This is a genomic window from Streptomyces sp. NBC_00016 (assembly GCF_045040885.1).
Taxonomy (GTDB): domain Bacteria; phylum Actinomycetota; class Actinomycetes; order Streptomycetales; family Streptomycetaceae; genus Streptomyces; species Streptomyces coriariae.
In genome coordinates, this window is the sequence record NZ_CP108304.1 from 8,053,335 (window position 1) to 8,073,585 (window position 20,251).

A 20,251-nucleotide genomic window follows, 5' to 3' on the forward strand; every position below is an offset into this window, starting at 1 on the left:
CCACCCTGCCGCTGAAGCCCGTGTCTTGATTAATCTGGTGACGGAGGCGTTCCACTGACGCCTCCGCCCCTGTGGCTCCCAGCCGGGTGCACAGGGGTTCCTGCTACCCGAGGAGTGACTCCCTCCGGCGATGGACGGTTCGTCCTGTAGTACCTGCGCCGCCCCTGTCCGACCTCTTTCGGAGGCGGCGGCATCATGACCACCCCGTTGCTGCTCCTGGCAGCCGCGTTCCTGCTCATCCTCGCCAACGGCTTCTTCGTCGCCGCCGAGTTCGGCCTCATCACGGTCGAGCGGCAGGACGCCGAGAAGGCCGCCGCCGAGGGCGACAGACGAGCCCGCACGGTCGTCGAGTCGCTGAAGGAACTGTCCTTCCAGCTCTCCGGCACCCAGCTCGGCATCACCATCACCTCCCTCGTCGTCGGCATGCTCGCCGAACCGGCGCTGGCCGAGCTGCTGCACGGCCCGTTCACCGCGATCGGCGTCCCCGAGGGTGCCGTCTCCGGTGTCGCCGTGGTCGTCGGCATGCTGCTGGCCTCCGCCGTGCAGATGGTGATCGGCGAGCTCGTGCCCAAGAACTGGGCGGTGTCCAAGCCCCTCCAGGTCGCGCGCTTCGTCGCGGGCCCGCAGGCCGGCTTCTCCCGCCTCTTCCGGCCGGTGATCGCGGCGCTCAACACCGTCGCCAACCGGCTGGTGCGCGCCCTGGGCATCGAGCCCACCGCGGAGCTGGCCTCCGCGCGGACCCCCGGCGAACTCGTCTCGCTGGCCCGTCACTCGGCCCAGGCCGGGGCGCTCGAACAGGACACGGCCGATCTCTTCGTCCGGACCCTGTCGCTGGCCGAGCTGACCGCTCAGCACGTCATGACCCCACGGGTGAAGGTGAGCGCCCTGCAGTCCTCGGCCACCGCCGAGGACGTGGTCAACCTGACCCGCGCCACCGGCCTGTCCCGGTTCCCCGTCTACCGCGAGAAGATCGACGAGATCGTCGGCATGGTCCACCTCAAGGACGCCCTGGCGATCCCTGTCCACGACCGGCTGCGTACCCCGCTCGGCCGTATCGCCCGCCCCGCGCTGCTGGTCCCGGAGACCCTGCCCGTCCAGCCCCTGCTGGCCCGGCTGCGCAGCGAGCAGCCCATCGCCGTCGTCGTCGACGAGTACGGCGGCACGGCCGGCGTGGTCACGCTCGAGGACATCGTCGAGGAGATCGTCGGCGAGGTCCGTGACGAGCACGACGGCCAGGACACGCCCGAACTCGCCGCGGCTCCGGCCGAGGAGGGCAGGCCCGCCTGGGACGTGGACGGCAGCTGCCGTGTCGACACCCTCCAGCGCATAGGCCTGGCGGTCCCCGAGGGGCCGTACGAGACGGTCGCCGGGCTGGTCGCCGATCTGCTCGGCCGGATCCCGGCCGTCGGCGACCGGGCCGAACTGCCCGGCTGGCGGGTCTCCGTGCGCCGCGTCGGCCACTACCGCGCCGAGCGGGTCCGCCTGGTGCGGACCGGCCAGGTCGTGGAGGTCGCCCGATGAGCGCCTTCCAGCTCCTCTTCGCCGCGCTGCTCGTGCTCGCCAACGGATTCTTCGTCGGCGCCGAGTTCGCTCTCGTCTCCGTCCGCCGCAGCCAGATCGAGCCACTGGGCACCGCACGGGCCCGTCAGGTCCTCTACGGTCTGGAACGCCTGCCCCAGATGATGGCGGCGGCCCAGTTCGGCATCACCGTCTGCTCCCTCACCCTGGGCGCGGTCGCCGAACCGACGGTCGCGCACCTGCTGGAGCCGGTCCTCGAGGCGGTCCACCTCCCGCACGGCATGATCCACCCGCTGGGCTACGTGGTGGCCCTCGCGGCCGTGGTCTTCTTCCACCTCGTCATCGGCGAGATGGTCCCGAAGAACCTCGCCATGGCGGCCCCCGAGAAGGCCGCGCTGTGGCTCAGCCCCGGCCTGGTCGCCTTCGCCCGGGTCTGCCGGCCGATCACGGTGGCCCTCGGCGCCTGCGCCCGCGGCATCCTGCGGCTCTTCCACGTCGAACCCAAGGACGAGGTCGAGGCCGTCGTCACCAGCGAGCAGCTGAACCGCCTGCTGGAGGACTCCGGACAGGCCGGCCTCCTCGACCCCGAGGAGCAGGAACGGCTGGAGGACGCGCTGGAGCTGGGCTCCCGCCCGGTGACGGACGTGCTGCTCAAGCGCGAGTCCCTGGTGACGGTCAGCCCGTCGGTCACCCCCGGGGAGATCGTGGGCCTGACCGCCCGTACCGGCTACTCCCGCTTCCCGGTGGCCGCGGAGAACGGCGCCTTCATGGGCTATCTGCACGTGAAGGACGTCCTCGACCTGGAGGAGTCCGAGCGGGCGGTGCCGCAGCAGGTGTGGCGACCGATGACGACGCTCCGCTCCGAACTGCCGCTGGACGACGCGCTGACGGTGATGCGCCGGGCGGCGACCCACCTGGCGCAGGTGGCCGACGCGTCCGGCAGGGTGCTCGGCCTGGTCGCCCTGGAGGACGTACTGGAGCTGCTGGTGGGCGAGGTCACCGACCCCGCGCACCGGGAGGTCTCCGGGATCCGGCTGACGGAGCCGAGGGGGAGTTCCCCCAAGGTGTCGGCTCCGCTGGAGCAGGGCGGACCCCCGTCTCCGGAGGAAGCGCTGGCGAGCTGAGCGGCGCCGCGGGATCCGTCACACCGCCGGATCCTGCGGCCCCCTCCCCGACAGCACCTCTCCGTAGGCCTGCATCAGATCGGGCAGGCGCAGGGTCGCGAGGTCGTCCCGGGTCAGCCCGCCCGGATAGGTCGACAGCCGAAGATCCCGGTAGGCGCAGCTCTTCTCGTACAGGGTGCGCAGGAACCGCCCGTTGCCCAGTTCGTCGATCCACCCCTGGTCCACGACGTGCCCGGCGATGGAGCGCAGCTCGTCCAGGGCCTCCTCGTCCCACGCGTCGCCGTTCTCCGCGGCCAGCACCTCGCCGATGGAGGTGAGTTCGAGGGGCCGGTAGGACGGGAAGTCGACACGGGTCGTGAAGCGGGAGGACAGCCCGGGGTTCGCGGCCAGCAGACGGTCCATGCCCTCCGGATAGCCGGCCAGGATCACCACCAGGTGGTCCCGGTTGTCCTCGGCCCGCTTCAGCAGCACCTGGAGCGCCTCGTCGCCGTACGCGTCGCCCTTGCCGTAACCGGAGTTCGAGAGCGAGTACGCCTCGTCGACGAAGAGCACGCCACCGAGGGCGGAGTCGATCAGCTCGTTGGCCTTCACGGCCGTCTGGCCGAGGTACTCGCCGACCAGGTCGGCCCGCTGGGCCTCCACCAGATGGTCGCCGCCCAGCAGGCCGAGGGCGTAGAAGACCCGGCCGAGGATGCGGGCCACCGTGGTCTTGCCGGTGCCGGAAGGACCGGAGAAGACGAAGTGGCGCTTCGGCGGCTGGACCGGAAGGCCCTGGCCGGTCCGCAGCCGCGCCATGTTGAGCTGCGCGGACAGGGCCTTGACCTGGCGTTTCACCGGCTCCAGGCCGACCATGCCCTCCAGTTCGGCGAGCGCCTCCTCGAGTAACACGGGATCGGTGGGCCCGGGCGGCAGCGACGAGGCGACGACGTTCTTCTCCCGCACCGCAGGGTCCGTCACCGACGGCAGCGGGCCGACGGGCGGCAGGTCGGAGGGCTCGGTCAGCCGCAGATCCCGGCCCTCGGTGCCGAACAGCGGGTCGAAGCCGTCGGGGCCGTCCACCATGTCCTGCCCGATCCCGGTGAGCGTGATCGCCGCGAAGTCGGCGGGATCGTCGTATCCGTCGCCCTCGGCGATCGCGGCGAGCCGGGCGGAGGTGTCCATGAAGGCGGCGTCGACGCGGTGCACCGCCCGGTACAGGGGGAGAGCCGCCGCCGAACGCCCCGTTCCCTCATGGGCCCGGGCCAGCCAGTACCGCAGCTCCTTGCGCTGCGGCTGCTCGCTGCGGCAGCGCATCAGGGCCGACGACAGCAGCGGCTCGGCCTGTCCGTACATCTCCAGGCGGACCCGGGCCATCCCGCCGAACAGACCGGCCTCGATGCCCAGCAGGGGGTCGTCAAGCAGTGGGTCGGTGTGCCGGACCAATTGCTCCCAGTCCTTGACCAGATAGGCGCGGCAGGCGTGCAGGAAGCGGACCTGGTGATCGGTGTCGACGGGCGGCAGCCCGGCGAGCGCCCGGTCCAGTTCGGGCACGTGACGGCCGTCCAGCCAGTGCGAGGCGTGCGCCAGCAGCAGGTCGCGCGGACTCTCCAGCACCGGTTGCACCCACCAGCCCAGCCAGTACCAGGAGTTGAGGGTGCGGCGGTGCCGGGTCCGCTGCTCGCCGAAGCGCTCGCGGTGCCGGAACATCCTGAGCAGCGCGGTCGTCGTGTCGACGCGCAGCGCGTGCAGCCCGAGCCAGCCGTCGGCCATCCCGGGATCGATCCGCACCGCGGTGCGGAACTCCTCCTCCGCCTGCGGATAGGCGCCCATCGTGTAGGCGTCCACGCCTCGCAGCCAGGCGAGGTCGGCCGGGGCGTCGGGGCCCTGCGTGCCGAAGTCCATCACGTCCCCCACAAACCGTGCCCCCGTCGGTGTGCCGCCGGGCGTCGCCCTTCGGCTGCCTTGGTCGAACCGCTGTGCCGCGGACCGGAGTTGCAAGGTGCGCGAGGCAGTCGCCCAGGTCGCACCGAGGGCATCGTACCTGCGTGGGAGCCGCTCGCCGTAGGGTGCGCACAGGCCGTTCGGCGAGGTGGGAGCGGACGGGGCGCATCGCGCGCGGTGACCCTGGGTGAGCGAATCGTGCCGTGGCGCGTCCGGAAACGGGGCATCGGGCGGGATGAGGACAGAACGAAGCCCCCGATCACGGGGGAACAACCGGGGGCTTCGCGTCCGAGGGCGGCTGCGATAGCCGCACATTCAGAACGTAAGTCCTGTACGGGCCGTCGGTCAAGCAGCGCTGAAGCAGTTGGCGAAGTTCGAACGCAGAGCCCTTCACACGTTCACCACATTGCGGGTGGTCCGTCACGGTGGGTGACATCCTGGTGTGGTCCAAGGTCTCCCACCGGCCCCGGCAGCACCTCGTACCCCTGCATCAACTGCCGTACCAGCAGGGCGGCATGGGGGCGCGAAGGATCGTCGGCGAAGTGACGGATCTCGGCCGCGACCCACCCGTCCCAGAACTCCCGTTGCTCCTCCCCGTCCCGGGACCGTCCGCGCGCCCAGGCCTCCTCGGGTGGCATGTCCATCCACAGCAGACACGCCAGGAACGGGCGCAGGGCGCGGCGGCCGGCGCCGACCCCCTCGACCAGGACGACGGGGGCCGCCGGAAGCGGCCGCGGCGGGCCGAAGCGACGGGCGCGCCAGTCGTAGGGGGCGTAGTGCGCGGTCTCGCCGCGGCCGAACGGCTCGACGACCTGGGTCAGCAGTCGCCCGGTCCAGGCGAACAGCTCGTCGTGGCTGGCGAGGTCGTCGAGACGCAGCACCGGCGCGCCCCCCAGCGCCTCGGCGAGCCTTCCGGCCAGGGTGGACTTCCCCGAGCCGGCGTGTCCGTCGACACCGATCAGCCGGACCGGCCCGCAGGACGGCGGCAGACGGCGCAGGCGGGAGGCGAGCTGGCGGAGGGCGGGCTGATGGATGGCGGTTCCCGGGGCGAGGAGCGGGGTGGGGGGCGTCGTACGGTGCCGAAGTCTACGGTCGGCCGCCCGCGCCGCCAGTGGCCCAGACCAATATTGGTGGCGTGGCACGGGCGGAAGTGCTGGAAGGCGGGGCCCGCTCCGTCCATAGTTGGCGCACAGTCGCGCAGACACCCTGGGGGTCTTCCGCACATGAGCAGAGCCGAACAGCCGTCCCGCAGAACGGTCCTCGCCGCCGCGGTCGCCGCCGCGGTGGCAGGGGGCTCGGCCACGGCCGCCACGGCCGCCACCGCCGCCACCGCCGATGACTCGGCGGACGCCGCGACCGCCGAGTCGGCCCCGGCCCGGACCGTCGACTACCGCTCCTGGACCACGTACGCCGACTGGCGCGCCGGTACGGCCAAGGGCACCCGTGCCGTGGCGGGCCTTCGCCCGGGCGTGGCCGTAGGCGCCCCGCTCGGCACCGTCGACTACACCGACCCGCACACCAAGACCACGGCCACCTGGGAGTACGCGACCTGGACGTCCCCGGTCCAGAAGCTCGCCGTGCCCTCGACGGAGGTGATCGCCTCCTGGAGCGCGAGCACCCCGGCCGGCACCTGGCTCCAGGTCGAGCTGAAGGGCACGTACTCCGACGGCAAGGACACCCCCTGGTACGTGATGGGCCGCTGGGCCTCCGGCGACCAGGACATCAAGCGCACCTCGGTCGACGACCAGACCGACGGCCGCAGCACCGTCTGGACGGACACCTTCGCGATCGACGACGCCTCGACCGGCCTGCGTCTCGCCTCCTGCCGCCTTCGTCTCACGCTGTACCGCCGCCCCGGCACCAAGCTCACCCCGACCGTGTGGCGGCTGGGCGCGATGGGCTCCGACGTCCCGGACCGGTTCACCGTGCCGGCCTCCGTGCCCGGCCTCGCGCAGGAGCTGGCCGTCCCGCGCTACTCGCAGGAGATCCATCTGGGCCAGTACCCCGAGTACGACAGCGGCGGCGAGGCCTGGTGCAGCCCCACCTCCTCGCAGATGATCGTCGAGTACTGGGGCGGCCGGCTCACCGCCGAGCAGCTGGCGTGGGTCGACCCGTCCTACGCCGACCCGCAGGTCTGCCACGCCGCCCGGCACACGTACGACCACCAGTACGCCGGCTGCGGCAACTGGCCGTTCAACGCCGCCTACGCGGCGACCTTCAAGGATCTCCAGGGCGTGGTCACCCGGCTCGGCTCGCTCACCGACCTGGAGACGCTGATCGCGGCGGGGATCCCGGCCATAACGTCCCAGTCCTTCCTCAAGGAGGAGCTCACAGGCGCGGGATACGGCACCTCGGGGCACCTGATGACCGTCATCGGCTTCACGGCCGAGGGCGATGTGATCGCCAACGACCCGTTCTCGGCGGACGACGCGGCGGTGCGGCGCGTGTACCGGCGGCGGGAGTTCGAGAACATCTGGCTCAGGACCAAGCGGTACAACGCGAGCGGCAAGGTCGCGTCCGGCACCGGAGGCGTCTGCTACCTGTACTTCCCGGCGCGCCCCACGGCCCGCCAGTGCCTGGCCCTCACGGCGGTGGGGGTCCCCGTGTGAGCAAGGTCTCCGCCGCAAAAGCCCCGGCGGGTGGCAAGGTGGACGGATCGGTGGGGGAGCCGGTGGGGGGAAGCACCTGTCCGTCCGACCTCAGCGAGACACCATGACCGCACAGACAGCCACCGCCACCCGCACCCGCACCGGCGGCCCCGGGACCGACGGCCCGAAGGTCCTCGAGCACGTCATGGGCTGGGTCCTCGTCGCGGTCGTCGCGATGCTGGTCACCCAGCTCGGACTGCTGTGACGGGCGTGACCTGACGCACGGTTGACCTGACATACTGCGGATGTCCCGCCGACCGCCCGAGACCAGGGTCGAAATTGAATATCAGTGAACAGCGCGAAGTTGCCCGTCCCCGGGCACGCGGCACCGAGCGCTCACTGGCGCGCCGCGCCGAACTCATCTCCATCGGGCGGAAGTTGTTCGCCGACACGTCCTACGACGCGCTCTCGATGGATGACATCGCCCGGCAGGCGCATGTCGCCAAAGGGCTGATCTACTACTACTTCCAGTCCAAGCGCGGCTACTACCTGGCGATCATCCAGGACTCCGTCGCCGATCTGGTCACCTTCGCGGCGAGCGGCCTCGAACTGCCCCAGGTGGACCGGGTGCACCGCACCATCGACAGCTATCTGCGCTACGCCGAGCACAACACGGCCGCCTACCGCACGATCGTCAGCGGCGGCGTCGGCTTCGACACCGAGGTGCACGCCATCCGGGACGGGGTGCGCGCGGCGATCGTGGCGACCATCGCCGAGGGCGCGTACGGCAGCAGCGACATCCCGGCACTGCCCCGCATGGGCCTGCTCTCCTGGGTGTGCAGCGTCGAGGGCGCCACCCTGGAGTGGCTCGCCCGCCCCGAACTCTCCCGCGAGATCATGGGCGAACTGCTGGTGAAGACCCTGGGCGGCTGCCTGCGCGCCATCGAGGAACTCGAGCCCGCCTTCTCCGCGCCGAAGCCGGCCCGCCGCGAGGACTGACGCACGAGACGCAGGCGCGAGACGCAGGCGTGAGGCGTGAGGCGTGAGATGCAGGCGTGAGGCGGAGGCGCGAGGCGGACGCACTTGGGGCGGAGGCTCGTGGTCCTCCGCCCCAAGTGCCCCATGAGCCGGGCTATTTGATCGCGTGGATCAGCTCACCGTCGGCCGTGTCCCCGCTCAGTTCCCAGAAGAACGTGCCGCCCAGCCCCTGCCGGGACTTGTACTTCATCTTCGTCCCGATGGTCGCGGGGGTGTCGTAACTCCACCAGTCGTTCCCGCACTTGGCATAGGCGGTGCCGCCGACCGTGCCGGTCGCCGGGCACTTGGCCTTGAGGACCTTGTAGTCCTCGTTGCCGTCCTCGTACGTCCCCGCCGCGGGACCGGTGGCCGTGCCGCCCGGCTTCGCCTGGGTGACGCCGGTCCAGCCGCGCCCGTAGAAGCCGATGCCGAGCAGCAGCTTCCGTGACGGGATGCCCAGGCGCTTGAGCTTGGCGATCGTCGCGGCGGTGTCGTAGCCCTGCTGCGGGATGCCCGGGTACGAGGTCAGCGGCGAGTGCGGTGCCGTGGGGCCGGTCGCCGCCCATGCGCCGAAGTAGTCGTACGTCATCGGGTTGTACCAGTCGACGTACCGAGCCGCGCCCCCGTAGTCCGCCGCGTCGATCTTGCCGCCGTCGGTCGCGTCCGCCGTGATCGCCGCAGTGATCAGCTCGCGCTTGCCGAACTCGGCGCGCAGGGCCTTCATGACGTCCCGGAAGGCCTCGCGGCCGCTGGTGTCGCAGGTGAGGCCGCAGGCGTTCGGGTACTCCCAGTCGATGTCGATGCCGTCGAAGACGTCCGCCCACCGTGAGTTCTCGACCAGGTCGTGGCAGGACCTGGCGAAGGCCGCCGGGTCCTTGGCCGCCTCGCCGAACCCGCCCGACCAGCTCCAACCGCCGAACGACCAGATGACCTTGAGCCTCGGGTGCAGCTTCTTGAGCTCGCGCAGCTGGTTGAAGTTGCCGCCGAGCGGCTGGTCCGCCGTGTCGGCGACGCCGTCCACGGACTCCTCGGCGGTGAACGGCCGGTCGGTGTCCGCCCAGGAGTCGCCCAGGGCGCACTTGCCGTCGGTGACGTTGCCGAAGGCGTAGTTGATGTGGGTGAGCCGGTCCGCGGAGCCGGACGTCTCGATGTTCTTGACGTAGTACTGGCGGTCGTAGATGCCCCAGTCGGTGAAGTAACCCACGACCTTGGAGCCGTTCGCGTGGGCCTGGGCCGGGCGGGGTTCGCCGGCGGTGGCGGTGCCCGCGCCGGCGAGCAGGGCGGCGCCGAGCGCGGCGCAACAGACGGCGGACAGCAGCGTCCGGAACCGGGCGCGGGGGCGGAGCGGGGTGTGCATCGGGTGTCTCCTCGCAGGGACAGGGAGGGGATCGCACGCCGATTGGCATGAACGCGGGGAAGCGTTGGAGCGAAACGGTAGGAGGACTAGACCACTTCGGTCAATGGTTCGGACCAATCGGCCGACCGTTCTTCCCGTCGTCCCTCTGGCGGTCCGCCCGTGCGGCGGCGGTGTCCCGCGGGCATACTCACAGCGCGAAGCCGCTGGTCAGTTCGGGAGGAGGAAGCCGCCATGCCCGACCGCGCGCCGTCCCCGGTGGACCGCTCCCTGCCCACGGCCGAAGCCCGGGAACTCATGGCGCTGGTGCGCGACATCGCCCGGCGCGAGATCGCCCCGGCCGCCGCCGAGGAGGAGGACGCCGAGATCTTCCCGCGCGAACTGTTCACCCTCCTGTCCGCATCGGGGCTGCTCGGTCTGCCGTACGACTCCGCGCACGGCGGCGGTGACCAGCCCTACGAGGTGTACCTCCAGGTCGTCGAGGAGCTCGCCGCGGCCCGCCTCACCGTGGGGCTGGGCGTCAGCGTCCACACGCTGGCCTCCTACGCGCTCGCCGCCCACGGCACGGACGCGCAGCGGGCCGCGTATCTGCCCGCCATGCTCGGCGGCGGGCAGCTCGGCGCGTACTGCCTCTCCGAGCCGTCCTCCGGGTCGGACGCGGCCTCGCTGCGGACCAGGGCCGTGCGGGAGGGCGGCGGGGACTGGGTGATCACCGGCACCAAGGCCTGGATCACCCACGCCGGGCTCGCCGACTTCTACACCGTCCTGGCCAGGACCGGCGGCGCGGGCGCGTCGGGGATCACCGCCTTCCTGGTGCCCGGTGACGCCGCGGGACTGAACGTCGCGGCCCCCGAGCGCAAGATGGGGCTGAAGGGGTCACCCACCGCCCAGGTGCACCTCGACGGGGTACGCATCCCCGACGCCCGGCGGATCGGCGACGAGGGCCAGGGCTTCGCGATCGCCCTGGCCGCGCTGGACTCGGGGCGGCTCGGCATCGCGGCCTGCGCGGTCGGCCTCGCCCAGGCGGCCCTCGACGAGGCCGTCGGCTGGGCGAGGCAGCGACGGCAGTTCGGGCACCCGATCGCCGACTTCCAGGGCCTGCGCTTCCTGCTCGCCGACATGGCCACCCGGATCGAGGCGGGCCGGGCGCTGTACCTCGCGGCCGCGCGGCAGAGGGACGCCGGACGGCCGTTCGGCCGGCAGGCGGCCATGGCCAAACTCCACTGCACCGACGCGGCCATGCAGGTCACCACCGACGCAGTCCAGGTCCTCGGCGGGTACGGCTACACCGCCGACTTCCCCGTGGAGCGCTACCTGCGCGAGGCCAAGGTCCTGCAGATCGTCGAGGGCACGAACCAGATCCAGCGGATGGTCATCGCCCGTCACCTACTGGGTCCGGAAACCCGCTGAACTGCCCCGGCCGCACCTGCGGGGCCGCCAGCCGTACCCACTCCGGGTCGTGGCGTCCCGGCAGCGTGCGGCCCCGATCGGCCCAGGTGCGCAGGAGGTCGCGGTAGATGGGCGGGTCCTGTGAGGGCGGCGGGGCCAGCGGAACCGATTCTGCCCGGACAGGTTCCGGACGCGCGGGGACGAAGAGCTGGCGGTGACGCCCGGGCGCGACTGACTGGGTGGGGGTCATACCAGGGCAACGCGAAGCCACCGGACAGGTCACCGGCAGGCATGGTCGAGCGTGAGTTCGGGGAGTGCCCCCGGTTCCGGCGCTAAGCGTGACCGGTCTGCCCGGTGAAACCCGACGCCCCGTCAAATTCCTTACGGAGCAACAAGATTGCCGCACGCCCGCCGCACGCCCGCCGCGCGCCCGCCGCGCACCGCCCACCGGCAGGGGCACTTCGCCGGCGTCGGCCCCCCGGTCACTCGGACGCACTGATCCTGCACCACGGCGACCTGCCGGCCATGGTGCAGGGCAGCTACGGGAGTCGAGCCGGTGAGGCGAGCGCGGAAGCGGCGCTCAGGCCGCCAGGCGACGCATCGTCGGAACGCGCATCGGGCGCGAGCCCGGTCCGCCGACGTGCGAGAAGGGCTGGGTGCGCCAGTCCAGCCCCTGAGGGAGCGTCAACAGGAGTGCGGTGTCCTGCTCCTGGGGCTCCACGGACTCGTCCGCGGGCCGGGCCTCGGAGGCCCCCCGTCCCGTCCCGGCGCAGACCGTCAGCCCGAAGGGGTTCCACGGCGAGGCGCACAGCGCGTGCTCCGGCAGGACCTCCTCGTCCGCCAGCAGCGCGATGGGCTGCGCACAGTCCGGGCAGATCACCCGGTACATCTCGAAGGTGTCGTACGCGTCGAAGTGATCGGCGTCGTCGACGTCGAAGCCGTCGGAGTAGTCCGCGTCGGGTTCGACGCCCTCCGGCTCGGGTTCGACGACGGACTGGAGCCGCTTGGGCGCGGTGCGACCAGGGCGCTTAAGACTCTGCATGGGATTCTCCCCCTCGGGCTGGGCCGTGAAGGCACTGCGGCCTCGACCACAGCAAGCACTTCCCGCCCCGTCTCGGCGGTAATCACGAGGACATCACGAAGAGTTGAGGAGTGCTGTGGCGTTCGTCACATGCCGCTTGCAGATGCCTCGTGCTTCGGTTGAGCCCCCGAACGGCCCGCACCCGGCCGCCGTCGACTCCCGGCCACATCACAAACCGGCTATGACCTGGACTGCATAGGTATACGCGGAGATCGCACGCACGGTAAGTTCTTGCGTCATGGAGGAGCTGGACCGACAAATCGTGCAGCTGCTCGTCAAGGACGGGCGGATGAGTTACACCGATCTGGGCAAGGCCACGGGCCTGTCCACCTCGGCCGTGCACCAAAGGGTGCGCCGGTTGGAACAGCGCGGCGTCATCCGCGGATACGCGGCCGTCGTCGACTCCGAGGCCATCGGGCTGCCCCTGACCGCCTTCATCTCGGTGAAACCGTTCGACCCCAGCGCCCCCGACGACATCGCCGAGCGGCTGGCCGGCGTACCGGAGATCGAGGCCTGCCACAGCGTGGCCGGTGACGAGAACTACATCCTCAAGGTGCGCGTGGCCACCCCGCACGAGCTGGAGGAACTGCTCGGGCGGCTCCGGGCGCTCGCCGGGGTGTCGACGCGCACGACGGTCGTGCTGTCCACCCCGTACGAGGCCCGGCCACCCCGCATCTGAGCGGATCCGAAAGGATCCGAGGGGTCCCCGTGCCGAGCGGCCGAGGCGAGGCGCGAGACTGTTCCCCATGAGTGAGCGCACCGCCGAGCCCAAGACCGTCCTGCTCCGCCGAGGAGAGGTACACAGCCCCGCCGATCCGTTCGCGACCGCGATGGTCGTCGAACGCGGCCAGGTCGCCTGGGTCGGCTCCGAAGGCGCCGCCGACGCCTTCGCGGACGGCGTCGACGAGGTGGTCGACCTGGACGGCGCCCTGGTCACCCCGGCCTTCACCGACGCCCATGTGCACACCACGTCCACCGGCCTCGCGCTCACCGGTCTCGACCTCTCCACCGCCCCCTCCCTGGCGGCCGCCCTCGCCCTCGTACGGGCCTTCGCGGTGGCCCGTCCATGGGACAAGGTGCTGCTCGGGCACGGTTGGGACGCCTCCCGCTGGCCGGAGGGCCGCCCGCCCCGACGGGAGGAACTGGACGCGGCGACCGGCGGCCGACCGCTCTACCTCAGCCGGATCGACGTCCACTCCGCCGTGGTCACCACCGCCCTGCTGGAACTGGCACCCGGGGCCCGCACCGAGCCGGGCTTCGCGGACGGCGCGCCGCTCACCCGGGACGCCCACCACGCCGTCCGCGCCGCCGCGTTCGCAGCCGTGACGCCCGCCCAGCGCGCCGAGGCCCAGCGGGCCGCCCTCGCGCACGCCGCCTCCCTCGGTATCGGCTCGGTCCACGAGTGCGCGGGACCCGAGATCTCCTCCGAGGACGACTTCACGGACCTGCTGCGGCTCGCCGCCGAGGAGCCCGGCCCCCGGGTCGTCGGCTACTGGGCCGAGCGGGACGTCGACAAGGCCCGGCGGCTGGGCGCGCTCGGTGCCGCCGGAGACCTGTTCGTCGACGGCGCCCTCGGCTCCCACACCGCCTGTCTGCACGCCGCCTACACGGACGCCGACCACACCGGCACCGGCTACCTGGACGCCGCCGACGTCGCCGCGCACGTGACGGACTGCACCGAGGCCGGCCTCCAGGCGGGCTTCCACGCCATCGGCGACGCCGCCGTGACCGCCGTCGTCGAGGGTGTGCGCGCCGCCGCGGAGAAGGTCGGCCTCGCCCGGATCCGCGCCGCCCGCCACCGCATCGAGCACGCCGAGATGCTCACGCCCGAGACGATCGCCGCCTTCGCCGAACTCGGCCTCACCGCCTCAGTCCAGCCCGCCTTCGACGCCCTGTGGGGCGGCGAGGAGGGCATGTACGCCCAGCGTCTGGGCGTCGAGCGGGCGCGCACCCTGAACCCCTTCGCGGCCCTGCTGCGCGCGGGTGTCCCGCTCGCCTTCGGCTCGGACAGCCCGGTCACCCCCCTCGATCCCTGGGGCACGGTCCGCGCCGCCGCCTTCCACCGCACCCCCGGTCACCGGGTGTCGGCTCGCGCCGCGTTCACGGCCCACACGCGCGGCGGCTGGCGCGCGATCGGCCGGGACGACGCGGGCGTCCTGGTCCCGGGCGCACCCGCCGACTACGCGGTCTGGCGCACCGAGGAACTGGTCGTCCAGGCCCCCGACGACCGGGTCGCCCGCTGGTCCACCGACCCCCGTTCCGGCACCCCCGGCCTGCCGGACCTGACCCCCGGCACCGAACTCCCGGTGTGCCTGCGTACGGTGGTGGGCGGCCGGACCGTGTTCCTGCGGCCGAGCGAGTGATCTCCCGGGTCGGCCCGGGGAAGATCACCCGTCCGCCTGTCGACATACGCCCGGTGTCTTCTCCGCGCTGACCTGGGCATTGACGGAAGATCCGCAGGTCAAGCCGCTGTTGACAGCCGATGGCGGGGGGCCGGTAGGTTCGGCGGAGTCCACCACCGGACGCCCCGCCCGGGGAACGCCCGCGCACTCGCCGCGGCGCCGCTGGGTCAGGGGCGGTGAGCCGTACCGGCGCACCGCCACTGGCAGCCAGGCTCAGCGCCCGCGCCGCAGCGAGGGAACGTTCCGGCCGGTCGGGGAGGTGTGACCCGGATGGGGCCCGGGCGCTCAGTAGACAACGGCTTTCGGTCGACCCGCAGCCAGCGGGTCCCGGGCCGGCCCGAAGAGCGCCGGGCCCCCATCCGCAGCAGGCCCGTTCTCACCCCGCTCGCGCTCACCCCCACGGGGCAGGTGCGCACATACAAGCCCAAAGGTACGTTCTTACCCCGCTCACGCGGGTTCGACACCACCGTACGTACGTGCTGTCACGTCACCGCAGGCGGCGGCCACTATGGTGGTCCTCTGCGTACGGACTTGAAGGGGCAGTAGTGAACGACGGCGACGGGACCCTCGCGGCACAGGACCGGGGAAGGCAGTTCGGTCCGCTCGGCACGGCCTTGGTGATCATCCCGACCTACAACGAGGCGGAGAACATCAAGACCATCGTCGGCCGGGTGCGCGAGGCCGTCCCCGAGGCTCACGTCCTCGTGGCCGACGACAACAGCCCCGACGGCACCGGCAAGCTCGCCGACGAGCTGGCCGTCGGTGACGACCAGGTCCAGGTCCTGCACCGCAAGGGCAAGGAGGGCCTCGGCGCCGCCTACCTCGCCGGCTTCCGCTGGGGCCTGGAGAACGGCTACGGCGTACTGATCGAGATGGACGCCGACGGCTCCCACCAGCCCGAGGAACTGCCCCGCCTGCTCACCGCGCTCAAGAGCGCCGACCTGGTCCTGGGCTCCCGCTGGGTGCCGGGCGGCCGGGTGGTCAACTGGCCCAAGTCCCGTGAGGTCATCTCCCGCGGCGGCAGCCTCTACTCCCGCCTCGCCCTCGACCTCCCGCTGCGTGACATCACCGGCGGCTACCGCGCCTTCCGCCGCGAGACGCTGGAGGGTCTCGGCCTGGAGGAGGTCGCCTCCCAGGGGTACTGCTTCCAGGTCGACCTCGCCCGCCGCGCCGTCAAGGCCGGCTTCCACGTCATCGAGGTCCCCATCACCTTCGTCGAGCGGGAGCACGGCGACTCCAAGATGAGCCGGGACATCCTCGTCGAGGCCCTGTGGCGGGTCACGGCCTGGGGCGTGGGGGAGCGGGTCGGCAAGATCACGGGCCGCACCGCCGACCGTCCGGAGCGCCCACAGGCGCCCGCCGCGTCTCACAGCGACGGCTGAGCCTCACAGCGACGGCTGAGCCTCACAGCGACGGCTGATCCTCCCCTTATGCCGCTCTGAGCCTGTTCCGGGCACACTGGGAGCATGACGACTGGCTCTCCGACCCCCGCGTACCAGACACCCGCCCGGCCCCCGGCCCAGCCCCGCCGCTCCCGCCTGCGGACGTTCCTGCCGCTGGGGCTGGCCGCCTGGCTGGTACTGGAGATCTGGTTGCTGACCGTGGTCGCGGGCGCGACGAGCGGGCTCGTGGTCCTGCTGCTCCTGGCCGCCGGGTTCGTCCTGGGCGCCGTGGTCATCAAGCGGGCGGGGCGCCGGGCCTTCCAGAACCTGAACGAAGCGCTCCAGCGCGGTACGGCCTCCTCCGGCCGGGGCGGCGGCAACGGCCTCATGATGCTCGGCGGCCTGTTCCTGATGATCCCGGGCCTGGCCTCCGACGTGATCGGCCTGCTCCTGCTGCTCCCGCCGGTCCAGAAGGCGGTCAGCGGCTATGGGGAGCGCAAGCTGAGGGCGGCCGCGGCCACGCCCGGCACTCTGGGGGACGCCTTCCAGCAGGCCCGCATCCACCGCCCGGACGGCAAGGTGGTGCAGGGCGAGGTCATCAGGGACGAGCAGTGAGCCACGGCGCCTGATCGGCCAGGAGCTACCCCTCGGGCCCCTTGGGGGAGCCGATGCCGATCGCCCTTGCCTCCACGCAGCGGTCACCACGGCCATCGCAGAGGGCGGCAAGCCGCAGAGGGCAGCACGACGACCGCGGGCGCCGTACGTGAATCACGTACGGCGCCCGCGGTCGTTGTCGTTCGCTGTGAAGCTGGTCACAGCCCCTTGGGGCTATGCGCTTTTACGGCTGTCACGGGGATGTACCGCAAGGTTCATCGCCCCGGACCGCAGAACGGCGAGCCGCTCCTCGAGGACCTCTTCGAGTTCCTCGCGGGTCCGCCGCTCCATCAGCATGTCCCAATGCGTACGCGCGGGCTTGGCCTTCTTCTCCTCAGGGCCGTCGCCGTCCACGAGGAGTGCAGGGGCTCCACAGACCTTGCACTCCCACTCCGGCGGAATCTCCGCCTCGACCGAGAAGGGCATCTCAAACCGGTGCCCCTTCTCGCATGCGTACTCCACGGCCTGGCGCGGGGCCAGGTCGATGCCGCGGTCCGTCTCGTAGCTGGTCACCACGAGGCGCGTGCCGCGAAGAGCTCGCTCACTCATGAATCGTGCCTCCCGGGCTTGTCGCCCACAGGACAGGTGTCGCTGTCGTCGTCATCCGGTCAACGTCCGGTCGGCGGTAAAGATTCCCGTTCGGAGTCCCGTTCCGGGTCATGCGTCGCCGTCGTAGCCGCGGTCTTGTCAACCAGTGCAGTACCCACCGGCGCCCGGTTTGTCACATCTGAAAGGAGATGTCACCCAGCGTTTCGGCATCTTTGACGCGCAGTAACGGTACGCCTGGCAGGCCAAACGCGTACACTACCGCCCTTTCGGCTTGAGTGCTAAATCTTCTCGGGCACAGGGTTCCCCGCGTCGCCGATCGCCTGCCGTACCGGTACCCGAACGAGCAGCAGGAAGCCCACCACGAAGAAGACCACCAGCGAGATGATCGCGTCCCGGTAGCTCCCGGTCAGCTGGTAGGTGACCCCGAAGAGGAGCGGGCCGAGCCAGCTCATGCCGCGGTCGCTCATCTCGTACGCCGAGAAGTACTCGGCCTCCTTGCCGGGCGGGACCAGGTGGGAGAAGAGGGAGCGGGAGAGCGCCTGGCTGCCGCCGAGGACCAGGCCGATCGCGGCCGCCAGCAGGAAGAAACCGACCGGGGCGCCGGCCGGCAGGAAGTAGCCGGCGCCCAGGGTGAGCGTCCAGGCCGCCAGTGAACCGAGGATCGTGCGCTTCGCGCCGTACGTCCGGGCCAGCCGCCCCATGCCCAGCGCTCCCGCCACGGCCAGCACCTGCACCAGCAGGACGGCACCGATCAGCGTGGACTGGCCGAGGCCGAGCTCCTCGGAGCCGTAGACCGAGGCCTGGGAGATCACGGTCTGGATGCCGTCGTTGTAGATCAGGTACGCGAGGAGGAAGGAGAGGGTCAGCGGGTGGCGGCGCATGTCGCGGACCGTCGCCGCGAGCTGACGCAGTCCAGGAGCCGTGCGGACCGTCCGATCCGTGCGATCCGATTGATCCGTGTGATCCGTGTGATCCGTCGGATCCGGTCGAGGGGTCGCCTCCCGGGCGGCGGGCGGCCGGTCGCGCAGCCGCAGCAGCGGGATCAGCGTGAAACCGCCCCACCACAGCCCGGCCGAGGCCAGGCAGATCCGTACCGCCATCGACTCGGAGACGCCGAAGGAGTCGTGGGCGAGGTAGAGCACCAGGTTGACGACCAGGACCAGCGAGCCCGCCGCATAGCCGAAGGCCCACCCCCGGGAGGAGACCGCGTCGCGTTCCTCGGGCGGGGCGATCTGCGGCAGGTAGGAGTTGTACAGCATCATCGCCACGGACTGGGCCGCGTTCGCCACGATCAGCAGCGCGCCCCCCAGCAGATAGCGGTCGCCGCCCAGGAAGAACATGCCGGCCGTGGCCGCGGCGCCCACATACGCGGCGGCGCCCAGCAGGGGCTTCTTGCGGCCGCTGCGGTCGGCGGCCGCACCCACCAGGGGCATCACCAGCACGGCCACGATCACCGACAGGGACACCGAGTAGGCGAAGAAGGAACCCGCCCGCACCGGGATGCCCAGCGGATGCACGTACCCGTCGGCGTCCGCCGCCCGCTTGGCGACCGATGTCAGGTACGGGCCGAGGAACACGGTGAGCACGCTCGTCGAGTAGACGGAGCACGCCCAGTCGTAGAAGTACCAGCCGCGCTGCTCGCGCCGCCGTTCGGCGGCCTCGTCGGACGCCGCCGTCCGCACGGTGTCGATGTCCACCCGTGCCCTCGCTTCCCGCTGCCGCAACCGCGCGCGGGCGACGGGCCCGAGGTCAGACCCAGACGCCGCGGTCCTCCATGACCTCGCGCAACGTGTCGATGTGATCGGTCATGATGCCATCGACCTCGAGGTCCAGGAGCCGGTGCATCCGATCCGGATCGTTGATCGTCCACACATGCACCTGGAGCCCGCGCGCGTGGGCGGCACGGACGAAGCGACGGTCCACGACCGGGATGCCCGACTGGCTCTCGGGCACCTGCGCGGCGACCGCCGAACGACGCAGCGCCGCGGGCACGCCCCAGGACCGCAGCCGCAGGTTGAGCACGCCCCGGGTGCCGTACGAGGTCGCCAGACGCGGCCCGGCCAGCCGCTGGGCCCGCACCACCCGCGCCTCCGAGAACGAGCCGACGCAGACCCGGTCCCACGCGCCCGTGCGGGCGATCAGGTTGAGCAACGGGTGCAGCGCGGGCTCCGCCTTGAGATCGACGTTCCACCGCACCTCGGGGAAGGTCTCCAGGAGCTCTTCGAAGAGCGGCACCGGCTCCTTGCCCGCCACGCGCGCGTGCCGTATGTCCGACCAGAGCAGGTCCGCTATGCGGCCGGCGCCGTCGGTCATCCGGTCCAGCGTCGCGTCGTGGAAGGCGACGAGCTTGCCGTCCCGGGTGGCATGCACATCGGTCTCGATGTAGCGGTAACCCGCCTCGACCGCCCGCCGGAACTGCGCGGTGGTGTTCTCCAGGCCGTCCGCGGCCCCACCGCGGTGGGCGAACGGGATGGGCCCCGGATGGTCGAGATACGGGTGGGTCATGAGGCTGGTCACGGACGCAGTATGGCTCCCTGGGGTGTCCCGGTGGCAACGACCGTGCTGCCGCCCGGTGCAGCGGGAACGGCGAACATCCGCAGGAAGAGCTGGGCGAGCGGACCGATCGTCACCGCGTAGAGCACGGTGCCGACGCCGATGGTGCCGCCGAGGGCGAACCCGGTCACCACGACCGCCACCTCCACGGCCGTCCGCATCAGCCGGATCGAACGCCCGGTACGCCGGTGCAGCCCCGTCATCAGCCCGTCGCGCGGGCCGGGCCCGAAGCTGGCGGCGATGTAGAGACCGGTGGCCGCCCCGTTGAGGACGATCCCCGTCAGCAGCAGCGGCACCTGGACGGCGAGCCCGTGTGCTTCGGGGACGTACGCGAGCGTGCCGTCCATCGCGAGGCCGACGACGAAGACGTTGGAGACCGTGCCGAGGCCCGGGCGCTGGCGCAGCGGGATCCACAGCAGCAGTACCGCCGCGCCCACGACGATCGACACGACACCGATCGTCAGGCCGGTGAGCTCGCCGAGACCCTGGTGCAGCACGTTCCAGGGCTCCAGACCGAGCCCTGCCCGCACGAGGAGGGCGGAGCTGGCGCCGTAGAGGGCGAGGCCGACGTACAGCTGGATCAGCCGACGGGCGAGGTGGTCGTGCGGATCCCGCGAGGGTGCTTCCTGCGGTGGCGGCTCGGACAAGGGGTTCCCCTGGTGGTCGTAGTGGCCTGACCCGTGACACTCTGTGGCTTGGAAGCGCAGGGCATCCATGGCC

The 20,251-nt window shown here is 71.7% G+C and carries 18 protein-coding genes; 10 read left to right on the forward strand and 8 right to left on the reverse strand.

The annotated features are described in order from the left end of the window. Positions 1-195: 195 nt before the first annotated feature. Positions 196-1,521, forward strand: coding sequence for a hemolysin family protein (locus OG933_RS35700; RefSeq protein WP_405630988.1), 1,326 nt, complete (start codon positions 196-198; stop codon positions 1,519-1,521). Beyond that, the gene (locus tag OG933_RS35705) at positions 1,518-2,642 is read left to right on the forward strand and encodes a hemolysin family protein (protein ID WP_362529672.1); all 1,125 of its coding nucleotides are present in this window, start codon (positions 1,518-1,520) and stop codon (positions 2,640-2,642) included. The genes OG933_RS35700 and OG933_RS35705 overlap by 4 nt, the downstream gene beginning before the upstream one ends. Before the next feature lie 18 nt (positions 2,643-2,660). On the opposite strand, the gene OG933_RS35710 is transcribed toward OG933_RS35705, so the two are convergent. Together OG933_RS35710 and OG933_RS35715 are read right to left on the reverse strand one after the other, a co-directional pair. Next, positions 2,661-4,523 (reverse strand): AAA family ATPase, encoded by a 1,863-nt coding sequence (locus tag OG933_RS35710; protein WP_362529674.1) that lies wholly within the window; start codon positions 4,521-4,523, stop codon positions 2,661-2,663. A gap of 437 nt (positions 4,524-4,960) precedes the next feature. After that, complete coding sequence (locus OG933_RS35715) at positions 4,961-5,596, reverse strand: uridine kinase (RefSeq protein WP_405633601.1); 636 nt, start codon at positions 5,594-5,596, stop codon at positions 4,961-4,963. A 189-nt stretch (positions 5,597-5,785) separates the two neighbouring features. Between OG933_RS35715 and OG933_RS35720 the strand changes: the two genes are divergently transcribed. The 3 genes from OG933_RS35720 (at position 5,786) to OG933_RS35730 (ending at position 8,149) form a co-directional block, all read left to right on the forward strand. After that, entirely contained in the window at positions 5,786-7,171 is a 1,386-nt protein-coding gene (locus tag OG933_RS35720; RefSeq protein ID WP_405630991.1) for a peptidase C39 family protein, read from the forward strand. Positions 7,172-7,274: 103 nt separating this feature from the next. Next, positions 7,275-7,415, forward strand: coding sequence for an SCO1431 family membrane protein (locus OG933_RS35725; protein ID WP_314222086.1), 141 nt, complete (start codon positions 7,275-7,277; stop codon positions 7,413-7,415). Positions 7,416-7,489: 74 nt separating this feature from the next. Further along, on the forward strand, positions 7,490-8,149 hold the full coding sequence (locus OG933_RS35730; protein ID WP_362529679.1) for a TetR/AcrR family transcriptional regulator: 660 nt from the start codon (positions 7,490-7,492) through the stop codon (positions 8,147-8,149). A 133-nt stretch (positions 8,150-8,282) separates the two neighbouring features. Here the strand turns inward: OG933_RS35730 and OG933_RS35735 are convergent, their stop codons facing one another. After that, on the reverse strand, positions 8,283-9,524 hold the full coding sequence (locus tag OG933_RS35735; protein ID WP_405630994.1) for a glycoside hydrolase family 18 protein: 1,242 nt from the start codon (positions 9,522-9,524) through the stop codon (positions 8,283-8,285). Positions 9,525-9,755: 231 nt separating this feature from the next. Here OG933_RS35735 and OG933_RS35740 point away from each other — a divergent pair, with 231 nt between their 5' ends. Beyond that, entirely contained in the window at positions 9,756-10,931 is a 1,176-nt protein-coding gene (locus tag OG933_RS35740; RefSeq protein WP_405630997.1) for an acyl-CoA dehydrogenase family protein, read from the forward strand. Between the two features lie 559 nt (positions 10,932-11,490). On the opposite strand, the gene OG933_RS35745 is transcribed toward OG933_RS35740, so the two are convergent. Next, complete coding sequence (locus tag OG933_RS35745; RefSeq protein WP_020128916.1) at positions 11,491-11,952, reverse strand: hypothetical protein; 462 nt, start codon at positions 11,950-11,952, stop codon at positions 11,491-11,493. Between the two features lie 277 nt (positions 11,953-12,229). On the opposite strand from OG933_RS35745, the gene OG933_RS35750 reads away from it, so the two are divergent. From OG933_RS35750 to fxsA, 4 genes are all read left to right on the forward strand, one after another. Further along, positions 12,230-12,670 (forward strand): Lrp/AsnC family transcriptional regulator, encoded by a 441-nt coding sequence (locus OG933_RS35750; RefSeq protein ID WP_020128917.1) that lies wholly within the window; start codon positions 12,230-12,232, stop codon positions 12,668-12,670. A gap of 67 nt (positions 12,671-12,737) precedes the next feature. After that, a complete protein-coding gene (locus OG933_RS35755) occupies positions 12,738-14,354 on the forward strand; it encodes an amidohydrolase (RefSeq protein WP_405631000.1) in 1,617 nt (538 codons plus the stop codon). Positions 14,355-14,938: 584 nt separating this feature from the next. Next, positions 14,939-15,775 carry a polyprenol monophosphomannose synthase gene (locus OG933_RS35760; RefSeq protein WP_362275348.1) on the forward strand — a complete coding sequence of 279 codons (837 nt, stop codon included), beginning with the start codon at positions 14,939-14,941 and terminating at the stop codon, positions 15,773-15,775. An 84-nt stretch (positions 15,776-15,859) separates the two neighbouring features. Beyond that, positions 15,860-16,390: an FxsA family membrane protein gene (gene fxsA / locus OG933_RS35765; protein WP_362529693.1), complete on the forward strand. Its 531-nt coding sequence runs from the start codon at positions 15,860-15,862 to the stop codon at positions 16,388-16,390. A 213-nt stretch (positions 16,391-16,603) separates the two neighbouring features. Here fxsA and OG933_RS35770 read toward each other — a convergent pair whose 3' ends face one another. The 4 genes from OG933_RS35770 to OG933_RS35785 form a co-directional block, all read right to left on the reverse strand. Further along, entirely contained in the window at positions 16,604-16,978 is a 375-nt protein-coding gene (locus OG933_RS35770) for an RNA polymerase-binding protein RbpA (RefSeq protein WP_020128921.1), read from the reverse strand. Positions 16,979-17,256: 278 nt separating this feature from the next. Continuing rightward, positions 17,257-18,675: an MFS transporter gene (locus tag OG933_RS35775; protein WP_405631004.1), complete on the reverse strand. Its 1,419-nt coding sequence runs from the start codon at positions 18,673-18,675 to the stop codon at positions 17,257-17,259. A 52-nt stretch (positions 18,676-18,727) separates the two neighbouring features. Next, positions 18,728-19,483: a glycerophosphodiester phosphodiesterase gene (locus OG933_RS35780; protein WP_405633602.1), complete on the reverse strand. Its 756-nt coding sequence runs from the start codon at positions 19,481-19,483 to the stop codon at positions 18,728-18,730. Positions 19,484-19,491: 8 nt separating this feature from the next. Then, positions 19,492-20,178 carry a YitT family protein gene (locus tag OG933_RS35785; protein WP_405631007.1) on the reverse strand — a complete coding sequence of 229 codons (687 nt, stop codon included), beginning with the start codon at positions 20,176-20,178 and terminating at the stop codon, positions 19,492-19,494. Between the last annotated feature and the right edge of the window lie 73 nt (positions 20,179-20,251).

Bases quoted from the DNA above. Each gene is read 5' to 3' on its own strand.
- OG933_RS35705 (WP_362529672.1), top strand. From the start codon at position 1,518: ATGAGCGCCTTCCAGCTCCTCTTCGCCGCGCTGCTCGTGCTCGCCAAC.
- OG933_RS35750 (WP_020128917.1), top strand. From the start codon at position 12,230: ATGGAGGAGCTGGACCGACAAATCGTGCAGCTGCTCGTCAAGGACGGG.
- OG933_RS35735 (WP_405630994.1), bottom strand. From the start codon at position 9,524: ATGCACACCCCGCTCCGCCCCCGCGCCCGGTTCCGGACGCTGCTGTCC.
- fxsA (WP_362529693.1), top strand. From the start codon at position 15,860: ATGACGACTGGCTCTCCGACCCCCGCGTACCAGACACCCGCCCGGCCC.
- OG933_RS35755 (WP_405631000.1), top strand. From the start codon at position 12,738: ATGAGTGAGCGCACCGCCGAGCCCAAGACCGTCCTGCTCCGCCGAGGA.
- OG933_RS35725 (WP_314222086.1), top strand. From the start codon at position 7,275: ATGACCGCACAGACAGCCACCGCCACCCGCACCCGCACCGGCGGCCCC.
- OG933_RS35740 (WP_405630997.1), top strand. From the start codon at position 9,756: ATGCCCGACCGCGCGCCGTCCCCGGTGGACCGCTCCCTGCCCACGGCC.
- OG933_RS35780 (WP_405633602.1), bottom strand. From the start codon at position 19,483: ATGACCCACCCGTATCTCGACCATCCGGGGCCCATCCCGTTCGCCCAC.
- OG933_RS35700 (WP_405630988.1), top strand. From the start codon at position 196: ATGACCACCCCGTTGCTGCTCCTGGCAGCCGCGTTCCTGCTCATCCTC.
- OG933_RS35745 (WP_020128916.1), bottom strand. From the start codon at position 11,952: ATGCAGAGTCTTAAGCGCCCTGGTCGCACCGCGCCCAAGCGGCTCCAG.
- OG933_RS35720 (WP_405630991.1), top strand. From the start codon at position 5,786: ATGAGCAGAGCCGAACAGCCGTCCCGCAGAACGGTCCTCGCCGCCGCG.
- OG933_RS35710 (WP_362529674.1), bottom strand. From the start codon at position 4,523: ATGGACTTCGGCACGCAGGGCCCCGACGCCCCGGCCGACCTCGCCTGG.
- OG933_RS35770 (WP_020128921.1), bottom strand. From the start codon at position 16,978: ATGAGTGAGCGAGCTCTTCGCGGCACGCGCCTCGTGGTGACCAGCTAC.